This is a genomic window from Streptomyces sp. NPDC090083 (genome assembly GCF_044747445.1).
Classification (GTDB): Bacteria; Actinomycetota; Actinomycetes; order Streptomycetales; family Streptomycetaceae; genus Streptomyces.
The window spans coordinates 870,388-890,457 of record NZ_JBIVED010000002.1 but is presented as its reverse complement, the minus strand read 5'-3'; the positions used below and the strand labels follow the sequence as shown (position 1 = coordinate 890,457).

19 protein-coding genes are annotated in these 20,070 nt (G+C 70.9%); 5 read left to right on the top strand and 14 right to left on the bottom strand.

Annotated elements, in window-relative coordinates; all coding sequences use genetic code 11:
• Positions 1–5 precede the first annotated feature (5 nt).
• The 6 genes from ACIPTO_RS09815 to ACIPTO_RS09790 all read right to left on the bottom strand — a co-directional run bounded on the left by ACIPTO_RS09815 (position 6) and on the right by ACIPTO_RS09790 (position 5,095).
• The gene (locus ACIPTO_RS09815; RefSeq protein WP_366315991.1) at positions 6–1,346 is read right to left on the bottom strand and encodes a CpaF family protein; all 1,341 of its coding nucleotides are present in this window, start codon (positions 1,344–1,346) and stop codon (positions 6–8) included.
• 53 nt (positions 1,347–1,399) lie between these two features.
• Complete coding sequence (locus ACIPTO_RS09810; protein ID WP_401190529.1) at positions 1,400–1,753, bottom strand: TadE/TadG family type IV pilus assembly protein; 354 nt, start codon at positions 1,751–1,753, stop codon at positions 1,400–1,402.
• Position 1,754: 1 nt separating this feature from the next.
• Positions 1,755–2,174, bottom strand: a complete 420-nt coding sequence (locus tag ACIPTO_RS09805; RefSeq protein WP_401190527.1) for a TadE/TadG family type IV pilus assembly protein — start codon at positions 2,172–2,174, stop codon at positions 1,755–1,757.
• A 5-nt stretch (positions 2,175–2,179) separates the two neighbouring features.
• Positions 2,180–3,430: an AAA family ATPase gene (locus ACIPTO_RS09800; RefSeq protein WP_366315997.1), complete on the bottom strand. Its 1,251-nt coding sequence runs from the start codon at positions 3,428–3,430 to the stop codon at positions 2,180–2,182.
• Positions 3,431–3,439: 9 nt separating this feature from the next.
• Positions 3,440–4,153, bottom strand: coding sequence for a Flp pilus assembly protein CpaB (gene cpaB / locus ACIPTO_RS09795; RefSeq protein ID WP_366315999.1), 714 nt, complete (start codon positions 4,151–4,153; stop codon positions 3,440–3,442).
• 132 nt (positions 4,154–4,285) lie between these two features.
• Positions 4,286–5,095, bottom strand: a complete 810-nt coding sequence (locus tag ACIPTO_RS09790; RefSeq protein ID WP_366317068.1) for a hypothetical protein — start codon at positions 5,093–5,095, stop codon at positions 4,286–4,288.
• A gap of 404 nt (positions 5,096–5,499) precedes the next feature.
• Between ACIPTO_RS09790 and ACIPTO_RS09785 the strand changes: the two genes are divergently transcribed.
• Positions 5,500–7,188, top strand: a complete 1,689-nt coding sequence (locus ACIPTO_RS09785) for a chitinase (RefSeq protein WP_401190525.1) — start codon at positions 5,500–5,502, stop codon at positions 7,186–7,188.
• Positions 7,189–7,265: 77 nt separating this feature from the next.
• Here the strand turns inward: ACIPTO_RS09785 and ACIPTO_RS09780 are convergent, their stop codons facing one another.
• Entirely contained in the window at positions 7,266–7,487 is a 222-nt protein-coding gene (locus ACIPTO_RS09780) for an antitoxin (protein WP_366316001.1), read from the bottom strand.
• Between the two features lie 214 nt (positions 7,488–7,701).
• Here ACIPTO_RS09780 and ACIPTO_RS09775 point away from each other — a divergent pair, with 214 nt between their 5' ends.
• Positions 7,702–8,220 (top strand): SigE family RNA polymerase sigma factor, encoded by a 519-nt coding sequence (locus ACIPTO_RS09775; RefSeq protein WP_366316003.1) that lies wholly within the window; start codon positions 7,702–7,704, stop codon positions 8,218–8,220.
• 51 nt (positions 8,221–8,271) lie between these two features.
• Positions 8,272–9,531 (top strand): hypothetical protein, encoded by a 1,260-nt coding sequence (locus tag ACIPTO_RS09770; protein ID WP_401190523.1) that lies wholly within the window; start codon positions 8,272–8,274, stop codon positions 9,529–9,531.
• 44 nt (positions 9,532–9,575) lie between these two features.
• On the opposite strand, the gene ACIPTO_RS09765 is transcribed toward ACIPTO_RS09770, so the two are convergent.
• From ACIPTO_RS09765 to ACIPTO_RS09745, 5 genes are all read right to left on the bottom strand, one after another.
• On the bottom strand, positions 9,576–10,247 hold the full coding sequence (locus tag ACIPTO_RS09765) for a hypothetical protein (protein ID WP_401190521.1): 672 nt from the start codon (positions 10,245–10,247) through the stop codon (positions 9,576–9,578).
• A gap of 90 nt (positions 10,248–10,337) precedes the next feature.
• Positions 10,338–11,813, bottom strand: coding sequence for a gluconate:H+ symporter (locus tag ACIPTO_RS09760; RefSeq protein ID WP_366316009.1), 1,476 nt, complete (start codon positions 11,811–11,813; stop codon positions 10,338–10,340).
• 144 nt (positions 11,814–11,957) lie between these two features.
• Entirely contained in the window at positions 11,958–12,362 is a 405-nt protein-coding gene (locus ACIPTO_RS09755; RefSeq protein ID WP_401190518.1) for a RidA family protein, read from the bottom strand.
• Complete coding sequence (locus tag ACIPTO_RS09750) at positions 12,359–13,120, bottom strand: IclR family transcriptional regulator (protein ID WP_366316013.1); 762 nt, start codon at positions 13,118–13,120, stop codon at positions 12,359–12,361. The genes ACIPTO_RS09755 and ACIPTO_RS09750 overlap by 4 nt, the downstream gene beginning before the upstream one ends.
• Positions 13,117–14,163 (bottom strand): sugar kinase, encoded by a 1,047-nt coding sequence (locus ACIPTO_RS09745; RefSeq protein WP_401190516.1) that lies wholly within the window; start codon positions 14,161–14,163, stop codon positions 13,117–13,119. Before ACIPTO_RS09745 ends, ACIPTO_RS09750 begins: the two co-directional genes overlap by 4 nt.
• 138 nt (positions 14,164–14,301) lie before the next feature.
• Between ACIPTO_RS09745 and ACIPTO_RS09740 the strand changes: the two genes are divergently transcribed.
• Together ACIPTO_RS09740 and ACIPTO_RS09735 are read left to right on the top strand one after the other, a co-directional pair.
• Complete coding sequence (locus ACIPTO_RS09740; protein ID WP_401190514.1) at positions 14,302–15,579, top strand: amino acid deaminase; 1,278 nt, start codon at positions 14,302–14,304, stop codon at positions 15,577–15,579.
• 82 nt (positions 15,580–15,661) lie between these two features.
• Positions 15,662–17,290 carry an amidohydrolase family protein gene (locus ACIPTO_RS09735; protein WP_401190512.1) on the top strand — a complete coding sequence of 543 codons (1,629 nt, stop codon included), beginning with the start codon at positions 15,662–15,664 and terminating at the stop codon, positions 17,288–17,290.
• On the opposite strand, the gene ACIPTO_RS09730 is transcribed toward ACIPTO_RS09735, so the two are convergent.
• The gene (locus ACIPTO_RS09730; protein ID WP_366316021.1) at positions 17,250–18,086 is read right to left on the bottom strand and encodes a serine protease; all 837 of its coding nucleotides are present in this window, start codon (positions 18,084–18,086) and stop codon (positions 17,250–17,252) included. The two genes, ACIPTO_RS09735 and ACIPTO_RS09730, sit on opposite strands and share 41 nt — an antisense overlap.
• Before the next feature lie 99 nt (positions 18,087–18,185).
• A complete protein-coding gene (locus ACIPTO_RS09725; RefSeq protein ID WP_401190510.1) occupies positions 18,186–19,982 on the bottom strand; it encodes a P-loop NTPase fold protein in 1,797 nt (598 codons plus the stop codon).
• Positions 19,983–20,070: the final 88 nt, after the last annotated feature.

Sequence of the window (20,070 nt, the reverse complement as noted above, 5' to 3'; positions counted from 1 at the left end):
CGGTCCTACCTACTGGCTTCTCGGAGGGCGAGCTGCTGCGCGGTGTGGGCGACGCCGAAGGCCTGCGGCAGCGGCTGGCTCGCCATGTAGAGCCGGTCGGCGGTGCGGCGGGAGAGCGGGAAGTACTCGAAGGCGCCGTAGACCCGGCCGTCGGCGGAGATGGGCTGCGGGTTGAAGCGGGCCACCGTCGCCAGCCGGTACGGCTCGCTGCCGTGGCTGTCGAGGAGGGCGATCTCGGTGATGCGGCGGGCGCCGTCGGCGAAGCGGGTGAGCTGGATGATGACGTCGACGGCGCTGTTGATCTGGTCGTGCAGCGCCTCGAAGGGGACCTCCACCTCGGACATGGACGCCAGGGTCTTCAGGCGCATCAGGGCGTCCTCCGCGCTGTTCGCGTGGACGGTGGCGAGCGAGCCGTCGTGACCCGTCGACATCGCCTGGAGCATGTCGAGGGACTCGCCGCCGCGGACCTCGCCGACGACGATCCGGTCGGGGCGCATGCGGAGCGAGTTGCGCACCAGGTCGCGGATGGTGACCTGGCCCTTGCCCTCGACGTTCGGCGGGCGCGCCTCCAGGCGGATGACGTGCGACTGCTGGAGCTGGAGTTCGGCGGAGTCCTCGATGGTGATGATGCGCTCGGTCTCGGGGATGAGGCCGGAGAGGGCGTTGAGGAGGGTGGTCTTCCCGGTGCCGGTGGCGCCGGACACGATGATGTTGAACTTCGCGTGCACCAGGCCCGCGAGGAGGTACAGCATGTGCTCGTCGAGCGAGCCGAAGCCGACCATCTCCTGGAGCGTGAAGGAGCGCGGGAAGCGCCGGATCGTGAGCGTCGCGCCGGTCAGCGACAGCGGCGGGATGATGACGTTGACGCGTTCGCCGGACGGCAGTCGCGCGTCGACCATCGGATTCGACTCGTCCACCCGGCGGTTGACCGTCGACACGATCCGCTCGATGGTCTGCATCAGCTGGTCGTGGGAGGGGAAGCGGAGCGGCAACTGCTCGACCCGGCCGCCGCGTTCGACGAAGATCGCGTCCGGGCCGTTGACCATGATCTCGGTGATCGACGCGTCTTCGAGGAGCGGTTCGAGGATGCCGAGGCCGAGCGCCTCGTCGACGACCCGGCGGATCAGTTGCGAGCGCTCGACGGTGGAGAGGACCGGTCCCTCACGGCTGATGATGTGCCCGAGCACCCGCTCCAGGCGGGCCCGTCGCTCGGCGGCGGCCAGCGCGCTCATCTCCGCGAGGTCGATCTCCTCCAGGAGTTTGGCGCGGTACGAGGCGACCATGTGGCCTTCCTCGCCCCGGTGCCCGTTCTCCTCGGGGTGGTTGACTCGCTCCCGCAGACCCATGAGTGCTGTGCTCCTCGCTCCTTGTTCAGTCGAACTCTGTCGTTCTCTGCCGTTCAGTGGTCGAGCGGCATGGTGGCGGTCTTGCTGGCGTTCCCGAAGCCGTCGTAGCCGGGGATGACGGAGGGGATGTGGATGGTCGCGGTGACGCTGACCGTGTCGCCGCCGAACGACTCCGGGCAGCTGACCGACAGCCAGTCGCTGACGGCCTCGCTGCACGCCGGCTGCGCCCCCTGCCTCAGCGAGGCACTGCGCGCCCCCGCCCGGGCCGCCGTCCCCGCCTGCTGCGCGGTGTAGGCGACCAGCCCGAGCTGCACCGCCGCGAGGGCGACGAGGAGCAGGATCGGGATGAACCCCAGGTATTCGATGGCGACTTGACCGCGGTCGCGCGCGCGGAGGGCGTAGGACATGTCAGTTCTTCTCCTCCTCTACGGCGCCGGCGTGACCGTGCACCGTGAAGGGGAAGCCGATCGAGCCCGGGAAGAGGACGGGCACCTTGAGCGTGACGTCGGCCGTGACGAAGCCCGTGCCTGCGCAGGTCACCGAGGCGTCCCCCCTCCACGCGTCGCTCAGCTTGTCGAGGCCCGCCTGTTCGCAGGCGGCCTCCCGGTCGCCCCGGGTCGCGGCCGTCCCCGCGCGCACCGCCTCGTCCGCAGCATTCCCCGCGAGCGTGAAGGTGTACCCCACCAGCACGAACTGCCACATCAGCACCAGCGTCAGAATGATCAGCGGTGCCATGCCGAGGAACTCGATGCTGGTCTGCCCCCGGTCCCGGCCCCGTTCCCGGTCCGGTTCCCGTTCCCGTTCCCGTACGGTCGCGCGCACGTCCATCCCCCTCACTCCCTACGACGCCGGAAGCTCACCGAGCCGCGGTCGCCGCCGCCCCGCGACCGCCCGCCGCGCTGGGCGACTTCGGGCACCTTGACCAGTCCGAGTTCGCCCGCGAGCCCCCAAAGGGCCTGTTTCACCACGCTCTTGTTGTCGAGTTCGTGCAGCCGCCCGGCGTCCACCGCGCCCTGGAGTTCCTTGAAGTTGGCGGGGATCGCGGTGGCCGCGACCGCGGTGCCGGTGATGCGCTGGATGAGCGCGGGCTGGATCTCCGTGCCGCGCGTGTGCCGGTTGACGACGATCGTCGTCTCCTCGGCCTTGCGGATCTGCAGCCGGTCCCACATGCGGACGGTGCGCTTCGCGGCGCGTACGGCGACCACGTCCGGGGTGGTGAACAGCAGGGCGGTGTCGGCCATTTCGACGGCCGCCGCGCTCGCGCCGCTCATCTGGGCCCCGCAGTCGATGACGACGACCTCGTAGCGCGAGCGCAGCGCGCTGACGATCTGCCGGGCGGCCCGGTCGGTGACCTCCTCGCCGCGCTCGCCCTCGCCGGGGGCCAGCAGCAGCGCGACCCCGGTGTCGTGCCGGAACACGGCGTCGGCCAGGACACGCGGCGAGATGTCGGTGATCGCGGCGAGGTCGACGACGGAACGGCGGAACTGCACGTCCAGGTAGGAGGCGATGTCCCCGGTCTGCAGGTCCATGTCGACGAGCACGGCGCTGCGGCCCGACGCCTGGGCGGCGAGGGCGAGTTGGATCGCGGCGAGGGTCGCGCCGGTGCCGCCCTTGGCGCCGCTGACCGTGACGACGGTGCCGCCGACGCCGGTGAACACATCGGCGCCGTGGCCGAGATGGCGCCGTACGCCCACCGACCAGGCGGCGACGGCCTGGACCCGGTTGGCCAGTTCCTCGTAGCTGAGCGGGAGGGCGATCAGGCCGCGGGCGCCGGAGTCCATGGCGGCCTGGAAGAGGCCGGGGCTGGCGTCGGTGGTGACGAGGATGACGCCCACCGCGGGGAAGCGCAGCGCGACCTCGCGGACCAGCTCCAACGCCGGTACGGGACCGATGCGTTCATGCACCACCACGACCTCGGGCAGTTCGTCGACGGACTCGGCGGCGAGCCGGGCGAGGGTGTCGATGAGCTGCGTCGAGTCGGCCACCGGGGCCACCGGGTCGGCGTCCGGGAGCTGGCTGAGCAGGGTCGTGATGGCGCGGATGGCGTCCGCGTCTCCGACCGCCGGAAGAATCCTGGTGGGCATGCGGGCCTCTCACTTGTCCTTCGCGAGTTCGTACGTCCGGTCCCTGTCGGGCACGGTCGTATCGCTGCCGGGTGCCACCAGCGCGAGCCGCACCCGCTCGGCGAACGACTCGGCGTAGGTGATCCGCTGGGCGTCGAGCGCGGAGAGCGCGAAGGTGATCGGCACGGCGTTCGTGGACTGCTGCTGGTTCTTGTCGCTGTTGCTGCCGGGGTCCAGGGCGGTGATGTGGCCGACGTCGATGACCTTCGCGTTGGTCACGATGATCTTGGACTGGTCGGGGTCGCCCTCCTTCTGGCCCGCGAAGGTGGCGTACACGTTGACCGTGGAGCCCGGCGTGATCTTGCCGGCGACGCCGGTCGCCGCGTCGATCATGATGGCGACCTCCTGCTGTCCGGGCTGGAGTGCCGGCTGGTCCACGATCATGTCGGTCTGGAGCAGGGAGCCCCCGCGCAGCGTGGTCACCGCGATCTTGCCCTGGATCTGCCGGAGATCGGTCACGGCGGTGTCCGACAGCCACCGCTTGGGCATCTCGATCTTCTTGAACTGGGCCGCGGTGAGGGCCGTGTAGGGCGCCACGTTGTCCTTGACCTGGTAGGCCGTGACCTCGGGGCCGACCTTGGACTTCACGTCACTGATGACGGAGAGGACGCCGGCGAACGCGCCGAGGGCGCAGATCACCGACAGGAGCAGGAGTATCACGCCGCGGCGCTGACGGGAGTTCATGAACCGTGCAACCTCATTGGGGATATCGGTCGAGCGGAAATGAGCGGATCGAGCGGTGCCGGACCGGATCGAACGGGATCGAACCGGATCGAGCGAATCGTGTGCTGTAAGCGTGTCCTGTGAGTTGAGGACTTATCCGGTCGATGTTTGGTTCTCGTGAACGGGCGGTGTGGCGGAGCAGAAGACACAACGGTCGCCGATGACGTCGATCCCGCACCAGTGGCACACGGACTGCCGTACAGAGGTGACCAGTTGGTACAGGACCGACAGGTCGGGCAGATACGTACAGAACTCGATCAGCTTGCCCGTACCCCACCAGGCGGCCGACTCGGCGGGCAGGGTGGCCTCGCGCAGCCCCATCGCGTTCCACGCCGGAGCGAGGGTGCTGCCGACCCAGTCGGACTGCAGCTGCCCCTTGGCGACCAGCATCCAGGTGCCGAACTCCGGCCCCTCCAGGGTGGCTCCGGGGCCGACCCGGACCAACTGCGGCTCGGGGTGGGCGATCACCGCGAACTGGCTGCCGGGCACCCAGGACTTGGCGTGCTGCTTGAGGCCGACGGGGACCCGGTCCAGCCTGGTGACCGAGCCGAGGAGCGCGCCGGCGTGGATGTAGTGCGTGAGCAGCCGGCCGGCCGAGGCGAGCACGCCGGGACTGAGGTCGCAGGACGCCAGCTGCCTCAACTGGCGGGCCAGGACGGCGAGTCCGAGCGGGGGCAGATTCGGACGGAACAGGGCGATCCGGTCGCTCTCCAGGATGGACCGGACGGTGTGCAGCCGTCGGTCGACACCCTCGGAGACGGCCTGCGAGGACACGACGACGACATGCCCGTGCTGGTCGATCAGGGCCTGCATCTCCGACAGCACCTGGTCCAGCGGTCGTTGGTCGAGGTCCCGCAGCACGACGGCGGGCAGAGTCCGTTCGTCCTGTGGTGGCAGCGCCATGTCGGCGCTGGTCACGGCAATGGCAGTTGGCACGCGCAGCTCCCCGTCTCACGCCTGTCGGCCGGCCGGCATTACTCCGGTACGCCGAGTTGACTTCACTGCGTGACTACCTCAGCACTGTAACCACGCCCCTGTGACCGGAGAACAGCGTTTCTGTAGCTGTGCGGCAACTGTCATCGCACACACCACGCCAAAACGGGGCAGGTCGCACAACTGGTCGCGCGCACGGCCCTGTTCGGCCGACCGGAGAGGCCGGTCGGCGACCTCGCCCGGACCCCAAGTCGGTCTGGACCTCTTGACATCAGATTGGTCTGGACCAACTCTGGTCTTCCAGCGGTGGCCACCGTCGACACAGTCCCCTCCAAACTCCCCCACCGGAGGCATCAGTGGACCGCGCACCAGGCATGCCCGTCCTCAGGAACAGACGTCTGTGGGCGGGGGTCGCCATGGCCGCCCTCGCCCTCTCCTTCGCGGGCACCGGCCAGGCGTCCGCCGCCGACACCAACAACGCCAAGAACGCCGGTTTCGAATCGGGTCTGACCAACTGGACCTGTACGGCGGGCAGCGGCACGACCGTCTCGTCCCCGGTGCACAGCGGCGCCTCCGCGCTGAAGGGCACCCCGGCCGGCCAGGACAACGCCCAGTGCACCCAGTCGGTGGCGGTCAAGCCCAACTCGACCTACACACTGAGCGCGTGGGTGCAGGGCGGCTACTCCTACCTCGGCGTGACGGGCACCGGCACGACCGACGTCTCGACCTGGACGCCCGACACCACGTCGTGGAAGCAGCTGTCGACGACGTTCACCACGGGCGCCTCGACGACGTCCGTCTCGGTGTACACGCACGGCTGGTACGGCCAGGCCGCGTACTACGCCGACGACATCTCGGTCTACGGCCCGGACGGCGGCGGTGGCGGCGACCCGGCCCCGACCGTCCCCGCGGCCCCCACGGGCGTGAGCGTGTCCTCGACGACGTCCTCGTCGGTCTCCCTCGCCTGGAACACGGTGTCGGGCGCGACGGGCTACAACGTCTACCGCAACGGCACGAAGATCACGGCGGTGACCGGAACGTCCGCCACGATCACCGGACTCGCGGCCTCCACCGCGTACTCCTTCCAGGTCACGGCGACCAACTCGGCCGGTGAGTCCGCCAAGTCGGCGACGGTCACGGGCACGACGACGGCGACCGGCGGGAACGGCGGCGGCTCCCTGCCGAAGCACGCGGTGACCGGCTACTGGCAGAACTTCAACAACGGCGCGACCGTCCAGAAGCTCTCGGCCGTCTCCTCCCAGTACGACATCATCGCGGTGGCCTTCGCGGACGCGACCACGACTCCGGGCGCGGTCTCCTTCACGCTCGACTCGGCCGGCCTCGGCGGCTACACGGTCGACCAGTTCAAGGCGGACATCGCCGCCAAGCACGCGGCCGGCAAGAAGGTCGTCATCTCGATCGGCGGCCAGAACGGCACGATCTCGGTGAGCGACTCGTCGTCCGCGACGAACTTCGCCAACTCCGTCTACTCCCTGATGCAGACGTACGGCTTCGACGGCGTCGACATCGACCTGGAGAACGGCATCAACGCCACTTACATGACACAGGCGTTGAGGTCCCTCTCCGCCAAGGCGGGCTCGTCCCTCATCATCACGATGGCCCCGCAGACGATCGACATGCAGTCCACGTCGAACGGGTACTTCCAGACGGCCCTGAACATCAAGGACATCCTCACGGTCGTCAACATGCAGTACTACAACAGCGGCACGATGCTCGGCTGCGACGGCAAGGTCTACGGCCAGGGCACGGTCGACTTCCTCACCGCCCTCGCCTGCATCCAGCTCCAGGGCGGCCTCGCCCCCTCCCAGGTGGGCCTGGGCCTCCCGGCCTCGACGAGCGCGGCCGGCGGCGGCTACGTCTCCCCCACCGTCGTCAACAACGCCCTCGACTGCCTCACCGCCGGCACCAACTGCGGCACCTTCAAGCCGTCGAAGACGTACCCCGACCTGCGGGGCGCGATGACCTGGTCCACCAACTGGGACGCGTCCGCGGGCAGTTCGTGGTCGAACTCGGTGGGAGCGCATGTGCACGCGCTGCCGTAGCACCCGGTGAACGGGAAGGGGCGGGGAGCACGGCCGCTTTCGGGCCGCGCTCCCCGCCCCTCACCCGTTCCCGCGGGTCAGTCCTTGCGGTCCTCGCCCGCCTCCTCGGCGAGCCTCCGCACCAGCGCCTGCGCCTTGTCGACCGCCGTGTCGATCCGCTCGCTGTGCTTCCCGTCCGTCTTCTCGTCGACGAGGTCCCCGGCCTTCTCCAGGCCCCCGGCGATCTTGTCCCCGTGCTCCTCGGCGATCTCCTCCGCCTTGTCCTTGAGCTTGTCCAGGTCCCGCAGGTTGTCGAACACGGCAGTTCCCCTCGGTGCAACGGTCGTACCCGGTCAGGGACATGGTCCCCGCGGCGAGCGCCCGAGGACAAGGTGGCCTCGGCGCGGACGCGCGTACGCCCGTAGCCCCGCGCGCCCGCCGATCCGGCCGGTCTGAAACATTTCCCCGGGGCCACCGCATCAGTACAAGTGAGGGCGGCGCCGGCAACAGCCCGCGGGGGCAGGGGGATCAGGCATGAGACGTCACGGACGGGCCGACGAGTACGCGGAGTTCGCGGCCGCGCGGGCCGGACATCTCTACCGGTCCGCGTGTCTGCTGACCGCCGGGGACACCCATCTCGCCGAGGACCTCGTCCAGGAGACCCTCGGCAAGCTGTACGTCGGCTGGGGACGGCTGTCCCGGGTCGGCAACCCCGCCGGGTACGCCCAGACCGTTCTCACCCGTACGTTCCTCGCCCACCAGCGGCGCCGCAGCAGCTCCGAACGCGCCACCGACGCCCTGCCCGACCTGCCCGACCCCGGCGTCCCGGGCGCCGACACCCCGCTCCGGCTGACCCTCCTCCAGGCCCTCTCCCGGCTGCCCGCCAAGGACCGCGCCGTCGTCGTCCTGCGGTACTGGGAGGACCGGTCCGTCGAGGAGACCGCCGACGTGATGCACGTCAGCTCGGCCGCCGTCCGCACCCGCTGCGTCCGCGCGCTCGGCCGACTGCGGGAACTGCTCGGCGAGAACCTCGACGAGTACGCCCGCCCCTGACCCGCCCCGCACCACAGACATCAACTCCCTCATGCGAATCGGTGGTCCGCCATGCCCGACGTCCAGCACAGCGAACACCTCGACCCGTTCGAGGAACGGCTCTCCGCCGGCCTGCACGACGCGGGCAGCGCCTTCGACACCGACCGCGCCGCCCTCGCCACCGCGGGCGCCCTCAGGGGCCGCCGCAGGCTGCTGCGACGCCGCAACGCCGCGGTGATGGGCGGCGCGGCCGGTATCGCCCTCGTCGGCGTCGGCGGAGCCCTCCTCGTGCCGAGCGGGAACCCGGCCGACCGGCGTGGTTCCACGGCCACTTCGACCCTCTCCCCCGCCGCCTCCACCCCGGCGCCCGCGCCCGTCTCCGGCGACGCGCTGATCCGCACGCTCGAAAAGCTGCTCCCCCACGGCGAGTTCACGAAGGCGGAGGCCCGGGGCACGGACGACGAACCGTCGCCGTACGTCCAACTCGTCTACGACGACGGGAAGGGCGCGTCCGCCATCAGCGTCGGGCTGGACCGGCTGCGGCCGGGGAGCGACCAGGCGCGGCAGGCGACCCGGTGCCCGGGGAAGGCGCTCGCGCACTACGACTCGTGCGGCACCAGCCGGCTGGCGGACGGGTCGGTGGTGATGGTGATGCGCGGGTACGAGTACCCGGACCGGCGGGTGGACACCAAGCGGTGGAACGCCGAACTCGTCACGCCTCAGGGGCAGTACGTGAGCGTCAACGAGTGGAACGCCGCCGCCGAGAAGGACGCGCCGATCAGCAGGAGCCAACCGCCGCTGACCCCGGCCCAGTTGACGAAGCTGGCCGCCGCGGCGGTGTGGCGCAGGGCGATCGACGCGATCCCGCGGGACCCGGACTCGGCGGGCGCACAGCCGGGTTCGGAGGACAGCGGTCCCTCCGTGTCCGCCAGTTCCACACTGCTGGCCCTGCTGCCGAAGGGCCTGAAGGTGGCCGAGTCGGGGGCGAACGACGACGCCGGGTTCGGCTATGCCGTCGTCGACGACGGCAAGGGCAGGAGCCTCGTCCAGGTCAACGTCCAGGCCGACATGGGGGATGTCGAGGGCGAGCTGTTCGGCTCCGGCGCGGAGGTGCTCTCCGACGGCACGAAGGTCGCCGTGCGCCAGGGCACGGGCGAGAAGGGCGGCTCGGGTGTCGCGATGTGGACCGTCGACACCCTCCGCACCGACGGGAGGCGGGTGGTGGTCAGCGCCTTCAACTCCGGTGCCCAGGACACCCCGGCGACCCGTACGACCCCGGCCCTGACCCTGAAGCAGCTCCGGGAGATCGCCCTCAGCCCGAACTGGCGCTGACCCGGGGATACCGGGCCACCTCCAGTACCCGGAGCGACCAACACCTAGCCCTTGCGGACCTCAGCCTCCGCCTCGGCGAGCGCCGCCTCGTCCACCTCGGCGGACTCGTCGTCCTCGGCCTCGTCGCCGTCGTCGAAGTAGGCGTCGAGGACCGCGTCGAGCCGCGTCTCCCACTCGGCGAACCTGCTCCTGGCCGCCGCCTCGATCTCGATCGGGTACCAACGGCGGTCGGGGGTGTGGACGGTGATGGTAAACCGCTTGCCGAAGCGCGGGGACTCGGTCTCTATCGCGCCGATCTCGTCCCACCGGAACTCGCACGCCTGGTCGTCCAGGCGCAGCCGGACGCCCTTCGCGTCCGCGACGATCTCCGCACGGCGGTCGGACGCCTCGAAGACCGGACCGTCACCCTCGCCGGACTCGTCCGCGTCGGCATCGCCGTCCTCGGAGACGGCCTTCTCGGCGTCCGCCGTCGCGGCATCCGACTTCGAGAGATCGGCCTTCCCGGCCGACGGCTCCTCGGCCGGCGACTCCGCCGACTCCTGCGACTCTGCCGGTTCCGCCGCCTCGGCCTTCGCGTCCTCCGGCTCCGTGTCCCGCGGCTTCTTGTCCTCCGGCTGGTCGGAGGACACGGCGGGTGCGGTGAGCCCGGGGACGAAGGCCGGATCGGATCCGGCGCCCTCCAGGGGCTGGCTGCTCGAACCTATGCGCTGCTCCACAGCGGGCAGTATGGTCGACGATCCTGTGTCGGGCACAGCCAGCCCCTACTTCGTTATCAGACGCCTACATGGCACCCCACCAAAGTGGGACTACACGAACACGCTGAGCACCGCCGCCACCGCGAACCCCGCGACCGACAGCACCGACTCCAGCACGGTCCACGTCTTCAGCGTGTCCCGCTCACTGATACCGAAGTACTTCGCGACCATCCAGAAGCCTCCGTCGTTGACGTGCGAGGCGAAGATCGAACCCGCCGAGATGGCCATGATGACCAGCGCGACGAAGGCCTGCGAGTGGTCGCCCTCGGCGAGCAGCGGGGCCACGATGCCCGCCGTCGTGACGATCGCGACCGTCGCCGAACCCTGGGCGACCCGGAGGACCAGCGAGATCAGGTACGACAGGACCAGCACCGGCAGGCCCACGTCGTGGAAGGTGTCCGAGAGGGCCTGCGCGACCCCGCTCGCCTTCAGGACGGCGCCGAAGATCCCGCCCGCGCCGACGACCAGCAGGATGTTGCCGACCGGCTTGAGGGAGGCGGTGGAGACGGTCTCCAGGGACTTGCGGGACCAGCCACGGCGCAGCCCCAGGAGGTAGTACGCGAGGAGGAGCGCGATGGTCAGCGCGACGAACGGGCTGCCGAAGAACTCCACGACCGAGCGGCCGGTGGAGGGGTCGAAGGCGATCGAGGAGAACGTGGCCGCGAGGATCAGGACGAGAGGCGTCCCGATGATCGCGAGGACCGTACCGAGCGACACCGGCTTCTCCTGCGGTACGACGCCGGACTCCCGCTGCTCGTCGATGACGGCCTGCTTCGCCTCGGCCGCCGCCTCGACCATGTCCTGCGGTACGGCGACGAAGATCCGCTTGCCGATCCAGGCGGCGTAGGCCCACGCGGCCAGCACGGCGGGGATGCCGCAGACGATGCCCATGAGGATGACCCAGCCGAGCTGGACGTGCAGCAGGCCCGCCGCGGCCACCGGGCCGGGGTGCGGCGGCAGGAACGCGTGGGTCATCGACAGGCCGGCGAGCAGGGGCAGGCAGTACAGCAGGATCGACTTGCCGCCGCGCTTGGCGGCGGCGTACACGATCGGCGCGAGGACGAAGATGCCGACGTCGAAGAAGACCGGGATGCCGAAGATCAGGCCGGTGAGGCCCATGGCGAGGGGTGCCCGCTTCTCGCCGAAGAGGTTCAGCAGCCGGGACGCCAGCACCTCGGCGCCGCCGCTGACTTCGAGGATCGCGCCGAGCATGGTGCCCAGGCCGATGATGATCGCGACATGGCCGAGGATGCCGCCCATGCCGGACTCGATGGTGGAGACGGCGTCGGAACGCTGGACGGTGCCGAAGAGTTCGGTGACCGAGAGGCCCGACAGCAGGCCGACGGTTATGGAGACCGCGAGGAGGGCCACGAAGGGCTGGAGTCTGACCTTGATGATCAGGAAGAGGAGGAGCGCGATCCCGATGGCGGCGACCGTCAGCAGGCCTGCCGTGCCGTCGAGCAGGAGGAGCAGGCCTCCGGTGTGGGGTGGTGTCGCGGGGGTGGTCGCGGCGAGCGGTAGCGACATGTGGGGGTCCTCTTGATCGTCGTAGGAGCATGGGGCTTTCGGGCAGGGGAGATCGCGGTACGGCACCGCGAGGGGTGCCGTACCGTCGTACGCTGTGCGGGAGTTGAGGGAGTGTCGGCTCGGAGGGCTGGGCGGTGGTGACCGTCAGCCGAGGACGGCGAGCGCGTCGATCTCGATGAGCAGGCCAGCGGGCAGGCCGACGTAGACGGTGGTGCGGGCGGCGGGGATCTCGACGCGGCCCTCGAAGTACTCGTTGTAGAGCGCGTTCATCTCGGCGAAGTGGTCGACGTCCGTCAGGTAGACGCGGATCATCACCGCGTCCTCCCAGCTCGCGCCGCCCTCCTCCAGGATCGCCTCGACGTTGGCGAGGGTCTGGAGGGTCTGCTCGCGCAGGGTCGGGCCGGCCGGCGTGGGCGGCTTGCCCTCCTCGGCGGGGAGGAAGCCGACCTGGCCGGCGACCTGGAGGACGTTCCCCTTGCGGACGCCGTGCGAGAACTTCGCGGGCGGGGTGGTGTGGGTCTTGGGGGTGAGGGCGGTCTTGTCGGTCATTCGGTGTCCCTGGTGGTAGTTCTGCCGGAGTACTCACCGCTGATGGCGTCCGCCGTGCGGCGGACCAGGGGGAGCAGGGTGAGGAGTTCGTCGGCGGTGACGACGACGTTGGGCGCGGAGACCGACATGGCGGCGGCCACCCGTCCGTCGGCGCCCCTGATGGGCGCGGCGACGCAGTTGATGGACTCTTCGTGGCCGCCGAGGTCGGTGGCCCAGCCCTGTTCCCGCACCTTCTCCAACTCCCTGACGAATGCTGGGGCGTTGGGGGTGGAGCGGGCGGTGTACATGGGGTAGTCGAGCTTGTCCGCGAGGGCGCGGCGCTCGCCTTCCGGGAGGTCGGCGAGGAGCAGTTTCGCGACGGCGGCGACGGTGATGGCGACGGGCTTGCCGATCCGTGAGTACATGCGGACCGGGTAGCGGCTCTCCACCTTGTCGATGTAGAGGACCTCGTTCTCCTCGTAGACCGCGAGGTGGACGGTGTGCCCGCACTGCTCGTTGAGCCGGGCGAGATGGGGGTGGGCGATCTCGCGGATGTCGAGGTTCTCCATCGCTTCCTGGGCGAGGGCGATGAGGCGGGCGCCGAGGCGGTAGCGCTGGTCGGACTGGCGGTAGACCAGGCCGTGTTCGTGCAGGGTGCGCAGGAGGCGCAGGGCCGTCGACTTGTGGACGTCGAGACGGTCGGCGACCTGGCCGAGGTCGGCGGGACCCTCGGCGAGCAGCGGCAGGATGCTGAGCGCGCGGTCGACGGTCTGACTCATGGCGTACGTACCTCCTCGTCGGCCCGGTCGGTGGTGTCGGTCCAGCCGGGGCCGAGTCGAAGTCTCCCCCACGCCTGGTCGTCGAGGGCGACCAGGCGGTCGGCGTGGTCGCGGACGGGGGGTGCGGCGAGGTCGCCGGGCACGGTGAGGGCGGCGGCGGCCGTGAGATGGCCGTGCCGCAGCCGGTCCCGTACGGGAAGTCCCCGCAGGGTCGCGGAGAGGAATCCGGCGGCGAAGGCGTCACCCGCGCCGACCGCGGCGACGACGTCGACGTGCGGCGCGGGCACGAAGACGGTGTCGCCGCGGTGGAAGACGGTGGCCCCGCGTCCGCCCTGTTTGACGACGAGCGTCTCGGGGTCGGGGAACGCGGCCCGTACGGCATCGGGCCCGACGAGCCCCCAGACGTCGGCGGCCTCGTCCTCGCCGACGAACACGAGGTCGGCGTCGCGTGCCAGTTCCAGCAGCACGGTCGGCCCGTCGGATCGGCGCCCGAGCGCGGGGCGGTGGTTCACGTCGAAGGAGATCAGGGGCCGGCCGGCGCGCAGGGCGGTCAGCTCGCGGACCAGGCCGAGGCAGTCGTCGGAGAGCATCGGGGTGATCCCGGACAGGTGCAGCACCCGCCCGGCCCGTACGGCGGCCAGGTCGACGTTGCCCGGTGCCATCGCCGAGGCCGCGGATCCGGCGCGGTAGTAGGCCACTTCGTGGGCGTCGGTGGCCCGGTCGCCAGCGGTGCGGAAGTAGATGCCGGTCGGCCGCGCGGGGTCGCGGCGTACGGCGGACACGTCGACGCCGTAGCCGCCGATCGTCTCGACGAGGTGGTCGCCGAAGCCGTCGGACCCGACCCGGCTGATCCACCGGACGGTGTGCCCGGCCGCCGCCAGCGCGCAGGCGACGTTGGACTCGGCGCCGCCGATGGCGCGGTCGAAGGACGGCACGTCGGCGAGGCGGCCCGGTCTGCTGGGTAGGAACGTGACCATGGACTCGCCCAGCGCTACGACGTCCACGACGTCACGGGCGGCGGTGGACTGTCCGTCGGCGGTCACGATGCTGAGGCTCCTCGTCAGTGCGCCGGGCCGGCGGCGGCTCCGTTGACCCGGTGTTGGGCGAGATGTTAGACAGCGGTAAGCGATATACGCAATGAATGTTGCAAGGATTGCAACACTCCAGTTCAGGGAGGCCCCATGGTCCGCGACACCGGTACCGAAGCGCTGGCCCGGCTCGCCGGGGAACGCGTCGACCACCGTTTCAAGGGCCTCCCCCCGGACGCGGACGGCCACACCGTCGCCGAGCTGGCGGCCCAGCGCCGCAACCTGTTCACCGACGGCTTCACCACTCCCGTCCTCGCCCTCTCCGCCGAGCGCCTGGACCACAACCTCCGCCTGATGGAGACCTACGCGGCCCGCCACGGCCTGGCCTTCGCCCCGCACGGCAAGACCTCCATGGCCCCCCAGCTCTTCCACCGCCAACTCGCCCACGGCGCCTGGGGCATCACCCTCGCGGTCCCCCACCAGGTGCGCGTGGCACGGGAGTTCGGGATCGCGCGGATCTTCCTCGCCAACGAACTGGTCGACCCGGCCGCCCTGCGGTGGATCTCCGCCGAACTGGACGCCGACGACGACTTCCGCTTCGTCTGCTACGTCGACTCCGTGCGCGGCGTCGAGCTGATGGACGCGGCCCTGCGCGGCGCCGCCCGCCCGCTGGACGTCGTCGTCGAGCTGGCCGCGGGCGAGGGAGCCCGCACCGGCGTGCGCACGGAGGCGGAGTGCGCGGCGGTCGCGGACGCGGTGGCCGCCGCGGGGACGCTGCGGCTGGTCGGGGTCGCCGGGTACGAGGGCGAGGTGCCGCGGGCCGATCCGGAGCGGGTGCGCGCCTGGCTGCGCCGGCTGACCGCGCTCGCCGCGGACTTCGACAAGGACGGGCGTTTCGCGGGAGTCGGCGAGATCGTCGTCAGCGCGGGCGGCAGCGCGTGGTTCGACGCGGTGGCCGACGTCTTCGCCGAACTGCCCGAACTCTCGCTGCCCGCACTGAAGTTGCTGCGCTCGGGCGCCTATGTCTCGCACGACGACAAGCACTACCGCGAGATCACCCCCTTCACCCGCGTCCCCGAAGAGGGCGCGCTGGAGCCCGCGTTCCGGCTCTGGGCGCAGATCGTCTCCCGCCCCTCCCCCGAGCAGGCCTTCGCCAACGCGGGCAAGCGGGACGCGGCCTACGACCTGGACCTCCCCCTCGCCCAGGTGGTCCGCCGGGACGGCACCGAGCGCCCGGCGACCGGCGTCGAGGTGACGGGCCTGTCCGACCAGCACGCCTGGCTGCGGACGGCGCCCGGAGCGGACCTGGAGGTCGGGGACTGGATCGGCATGGGCCTGTCCCACCCGTGCACGTCCTTCGACAAGTGGCAGCTGATTCCGGTGGCGGAGGCGGACGGGACGGTCGTCGACTACATCCGCACGTTCTTCTAGCAGCCCCGCCTTCTCAGCCCGGCGTCCGGCGGCCCCGCCGGATTCCCGTGGAACCCCTGGCCGACCCCGTTGGAGGCATCGCATGGAAGAGCTGGTGATCCGGGACGCGGACGTCGTGGACGGCTCCGGCGCGCCCTCATACCGCGCCGATGTCGTGGTCGACGGCGGACGGATCGTCTCGATCGTGCAGGAGGCCGCGGCGGCGGGCTGTCAACGCCCCAAGGCGCGGCGGGAGTTGGACGCCGAGGGGCTGGTCCTCTCACCCGGCTTCATCGACATGCACGCGCACAGCGACCTGGCGCTGCTCCGCGACCCGGACCACAGCGCGAAGGCCGCGCAGGGGGTGACCCTCGAAGTCATCGGCCAGGACGGGCTGTCGTACGCGCCGGTCGACGACCGCACGCTGGCCGAGGTGCGCCGGGCGATCGCCGGGTGGAACGGGCACGGCGACGACGTCGACTTCGACTGGCGTTCCGTGGGCGAGTACCTGGACCGGCTGGACCACGGGTTCGACGGCCGGGGCATCGCGGTCAACGCGGCCTACCTGATCCCGCAGGGGACCGTCCGGATGCTCGCCGTCGGCTGGGAGGACCGGGAGGCGACCCCCCGGGAGCTGGATCGGATGCGGCAGTTGGTCGCCGAGGGCATGGAACAGGGCGCGGTCGGCATGTCGTCCGGGCTCACCTACACCCCCGGCATGTACGCCAAGAACGCCGAACTCACCGAACTCTGCCGGGTGGTGGCGTCGTACGGCGGCTACTACTGCCCCCATCACCGCTCCTACGGCGCGGGCGCGCTGGAGGCGTACGAGGAGATGGTGGAGCTGACCCGGGAGGCCGGCTGCCCTCTCCACCTGGCCCACGCCACCATGAACTTCGGCGTGAACGAGGGCCGCGCGCCGGAGCTGCTGGCCCTCCTGGACGAGGCCCTGGCGACCGGCGCGGACATCAGCCTCGACACCTACCCCTACACGCCCGGCTGCACGACCCTCGTGGCGATGCTGCCGAGCTGGGCGACGGAGGGCGGTCCCGAGGAGATCCTCAGCCGCCTCGCGGACGACGGCACCGCCGAGCGGATCCGCCACCATGTGGAGGTGATCGGCTCGGACGGCTGCCACGGAGTGCCGATGGAGTGGGACACGATCGAGATCGCGGGGGTGGAGAACCCCGAGCTGGCGGAGTACGTGGGCCGCCGCCTCGACGGCTGGACCACGGCCCGCCACCTCCTGCTGGCCGACCGGCTCGCCCCGTCGATCCTCCAGCACGTGGGCCACGAGGAGAACGTCCGCCGGATCATGCGCCACCGCGTCCACACGGGCGGCTCCGACGGCATCCTCCAGGGCGCGAAGCCGCACCCCCGGGCCTACGGCACGTTCCCCGAGTATCTGGGCCGGTACACGAGGGAGTTGGGCATCCTCTCCCTGGAGGAGTGCGTGGCCCATCTGACCTCCCGCCCGGCAGCCCGCCTGCGGCTGCCGGACCGGGGCCTGGTCCGCGAGGGCCACCGGGCGGACCTGGTGCTGTTCGACCCCCGGACGGTGGCGGCGGGTTCCACCTTCGACGAACCGCGCCGCCTGCCGACCGGCATTCCCCACGTACTGATCGACGGCCGCTTCGTGATGGAGGACGGCCACCGCACGGACGAGTTGGCGGGCCGGGCCGTCCGCCGCACTACGGCTTGGGCAGGACGCAGGCACTCGCACTCAGGTTGAGCACGTTCGCCGAGGTGAAGCACGCGGGGATGTTGTAGGTCTCCTCGGCGTAGTTGATGCCCTTGCGAACCGTCACGGTCCCGTTCTCGTCCACCTCGCACGGGTTGTCGACCGTGCAGCGCTCGCCGTCCTCGTTGCCCGTGTTGTTGACCGCGACGACCTGGCCGGTGCTGGTGTCGATCACCGGAGACCCCGACGTTCCCCCGATCGTGTTGCACGCGGAGGTGTAACGGAGCGAGTCCTTCCAGGTCCAGTCGCCCTCCTTGAGCCGGTACACGAACCCGTCGACGTTGCAGCTGTAGATCGTCTTCCAGTACCCGGAGACGACCTTGATGGCGGTACCCGCGGTCGGGTGCGTGGCGCTGACGGTGAGCGGGCTGATGTTGTACGCGCTCTTGATCGCCGCGTACGTCGTGGTCGTGCGGTAGATCGTCACGTCGGTGTCGGTCATCGTCGAGTAGACGACCTGGTTGGCGCGGAGCGTGGCGACCTTGGTGCCCGCCGAGTTCAGCAGCCCGAAGGTACGGCTGGAGGACTGGCCGGTGATGACCTCGCCGGGCTCGGGGAACCCGGTCTCCAGGCAGTGCCCGTTGGTCAGCACGAGCGCCGGGGCGGTGTCGGCCGAGCCGGGGAAGCGGATGACCGAGCCGGAGCAGTTGCTGAGCGAGACGGTGCCGGCGAAGTCGACGGTCACGGCGGCGGCCTTCGGCGCCGACTGTGGAGCGGCGACCGCGGGTGCCACGCCCGCCCCGGCGATGGCCAGGGTGGAGAGCGCGGCAAGGAGAGGCTTGTTCATGTGGGGGTCCCCTCTGATGACGAGGCGACCGGAGATCTTCCGGTCGTCTTTTGTCATGAGCATTGTTATGGGCGAGGGGTGGGTGGGCAAGGAGCGGTTTCAGGCCCGCGACTGGCGGATTTCCGCGCACGCCCGGTCGATGTGCCGGCGCAGCGACCTGCCGTCGGTGGCGATCCGGGCACCCAGTTCGAGACAGCGCCGCTCACGGGCCGGGGTGACCCGTCCCGTGAAGAACACCGCGGGCCCGGTGAAGGCCGCCCGCTCCCGCCAGCGCGCGAGCGCGTCCAGGCCCGCGTCGGAGTCCATACCGCGGGAGAAGTCGGACAGCAGGAGGTCGAACGGCCCGCGGGCCAAAAGCCGCTCGGCGCCCACCGCGTCCTCGGCCTGCACGACCTCGGCGCCCAGCTCCGTCAACTCCCGCACGTAGGCCCGGTTGTTGCCGGGGTGGTCGTCCACCCAGAGGATGCGGATGCCGTCGTAGCGGACGCCGTCCCGGCCATCGGGACGGCCCTCGTCCGTCCTGCGGGCACCGCCGGGCGGGGGCTCCGCGTCCACCCGGATCGTGACGACCGGGGCCGCGTCGCCCCGCTGGAGCCGGGCCACCAGTTCGTCGGCCTGCGCGAGCCGCAGCCACTCCCCGACGAGCCGGACGAAGTCACGGTCACGGGCCAACTCCGGGTAGACGGTCGGGAGTTGCTCCTCCAGTCGGCCCAGGACGGCCTCCCAGTCGCCGGGCCGCTCCGCGTCGGGCGGGGCGAGCCCGTGGCCGCTCACGGACGCCACCGTGGTCCGCCACGCCTCCGGGCCGGGCTCCACCCAGCGGCCGAGCACCCGCCGGGCCGTGTCGTACTCCAGGAACTCGCGTCCCGCGTTGGCGGTGTGGGCGGCGGCGTCGCCCGCCACCAGGATCCGGTAGAACTCCGGATACAGGTACTGCAGCAGCAGCGTCCTGATCACCGCCTCCGGCTCGATCCCCGTCCACACCGGGTCGAGGGGGCACTCCAGGCCGAAGCCGTTGATGAGCCGCTTGATCCGCCGGGGGTTGCGTGCCGAGCGGTCGGCGATCAGGTGCACCATCGCGTCGTCGAGCAGGTCGCGCACGCCCGCGCGCTCGGCGCAGTCCCGGACGTAGGCCCGCAGCTCCTCGCCGCCCGCCACAGGCAGCCGGTAGCTGGTCTGGAAGATCTTCTCCATGAACGCCGAACCGGCCGGGCCCAGGTCCCGCAGCAGGCCCGAGGGGCCGAGCATCGACCGGTCGCAGCCGATCACGAACACGAGCCCCGGCAGGTCGAGATAGGCCTTGACCGCCTCGCACACCGCGAGCACGGTGTCCTCCGCGCACCGGTCGAGGTCGTCGATGAACACGACGAGCAGCCGGCCCGGCCGGTCCGGGGCGGTCCTCGCCCACTCCTCCGCGAGCTTCTTCAGCTCGTCCCGCATGGTGGCGCGGGCCCTGGGGTCGACGGACAGCTCACGCCAGAGCCGGTCGACGAGCCCGGCCAGTCCGAACGGGGAGGCGACCACGGTGAGCGTCGCCAGGACCGCCCTGATCAGCGGGCCGCGCTGGGACAGCTGGTGCAGGGCCCGGCGCAGCAGACGCTTGTCGAACGTCATCAGGACCGTCTTGATGAGGCCTTCCAGCACATCGGGACGGGTCGCCGACCAGGCGTTGTACCAGACCGTCCGGACGTCCGCGCGCGGCTTCAACTCCGCCCGGACCAGGCCCATCAGACTGCTCTTGCCCATCCCCCAGCCCGCGTCCACGGCGAGCGTGAAGGGCGTCGCGGCCCGTGAGTCGTGGATGAGCGTGGCCAGTTGACGCGCCGCGGTGCCGGCGCCCAGCAGATCGCCCTCGGGCGCGCTCACCGGCTCGTCGCTCAGCAGCGAGAACTTCATGCCCTGCCTCCCCCTTCGGCAGGGTCAACGTACCCAGTCGGACGAGGTGTGTCTCATGTGGCGGAAAGCACGAGGCACGTCGCGTTAC

Excerpts from the sequence above, each read along its gene's own strand:
- ACIPTO_RS09785 (WP_401190525.1), top strand. The coding sequence starts at position 5,500 with ATGCCCGTCCTCAGGAACAGACGTCTGTGGGCGGGGGTCGCCATGGCC.
- ACIPTO_RS09735 (WP_401190512.1), top strand. The coding sequence starts at position 15,662 with ATGGAAGAGCTGGTGATCCGGGACGCGGACGTCGTGGACGGCTCCGGC.
- ACIPTO_RS09760 (WP_366316009.1), bottom strand. The coding sequence starts at position 11,813 with ATGTCGCTACCGCTCGCCGCGACCACCCCCGCGACACCACCCCACACC.
- ACIPTO_RS09775 (WP_366316003.1), top strand. The coding sequence starts at position 7,702 with ATGAGACGTCACGGACGGGCCGACGAGTACGCGGAGTTCGCGGCCGCG.
- ACIPTO_RS09810 (WP_401190529.1), bottom strand. The coding sequence starts at position 1,753 with ATGTCCTACGCCCTCCGCGCGCGCGACCGCGGTCAAGTCGCCATCGAA.
- ACIPTO_RS09790 (WP_366317068.1), bottom strand. The coding sequence starts at position 5,095 with ATGGCGCTGCCACCACAGGACGAACGGACTCTGCCCGCCGTCGTGCTG.
- ACIPTO_RS09800 (WP_366315997.1), bottom strand. The coding sequence starts at position 3,430 with ATGCCCACCAGGATTCTTCCGGCGGTCGGAGACGCGGACGCCATCCGC.
- ACIPTO_RS09725 (WP_401190510.1), bottom strand. The coding sequence starts at position 19,982 with ATGAAGTTCTCGCTGCTGAGCGACGAGCCGGTGAGCGCGCCCGAGGGC.
- ACIPTO_RS09730 (WP_366316021.1), bottom strand. The coding sequence starts at position 18,086 with ATGAACAAGCCTCTCCTTGCCGCGCTCTCCACCCTGGCCATCGCCGGG.
- ACIPTO_RS09740 (WP_401190514.1), top strand. The coding sequence starts at position 14,302 with ATGGTCCGCGACACCGGTACCGAAGCGCTGGCCCGGCTCGCCGGGGAA.
- ACIPTO_RS09770 (WP_401190523.1), top strand. The coding sequence starts at position 8,272 with ATGCCCGACGTCCAGCACAGCGAACACCTCGACCCGTTCGAGGAACGG.
- ACIPTO_RS09755 (WP_401190518.1), bottom strand. The coding sequence starts at position 12,362 with ATGACCGACAAGACCGCCCTCACCCCCAAGACCCACACCACCCCGCCC.
- ACIPTO_RS09750 (WP_366316013.1), bottom strand. The coding sequence starts at position 13,120 with ATGAGTCAGACCGTCGACCGCGCGCTCAGCATCCTGCCGCTGCTCGCC.
- ACIPTO_RS09805 (WP_401190527.1), bottom strand. The coding sequence starts at position 2,174 with ATGGACGTGCGCGCGACCGTACGGGAACGGGAACGGGAACCGGACCGG.
- ACIPTO_RS09815 (WP_366315991.1), bottom strand. The coding sequence starts at position 1,346 with ATGGGTCTGCGGGAGCGAGTCAACCACCCCGAGGAGAACGGGCACCGG.
- cpaB (WP_366315999.1), bottom strand. The coding sequence starts at position 4,153 with ATGAACTCCCGTCAGCGCCGCGGCGTGATACTCCTGCTCCTGTCGGTG.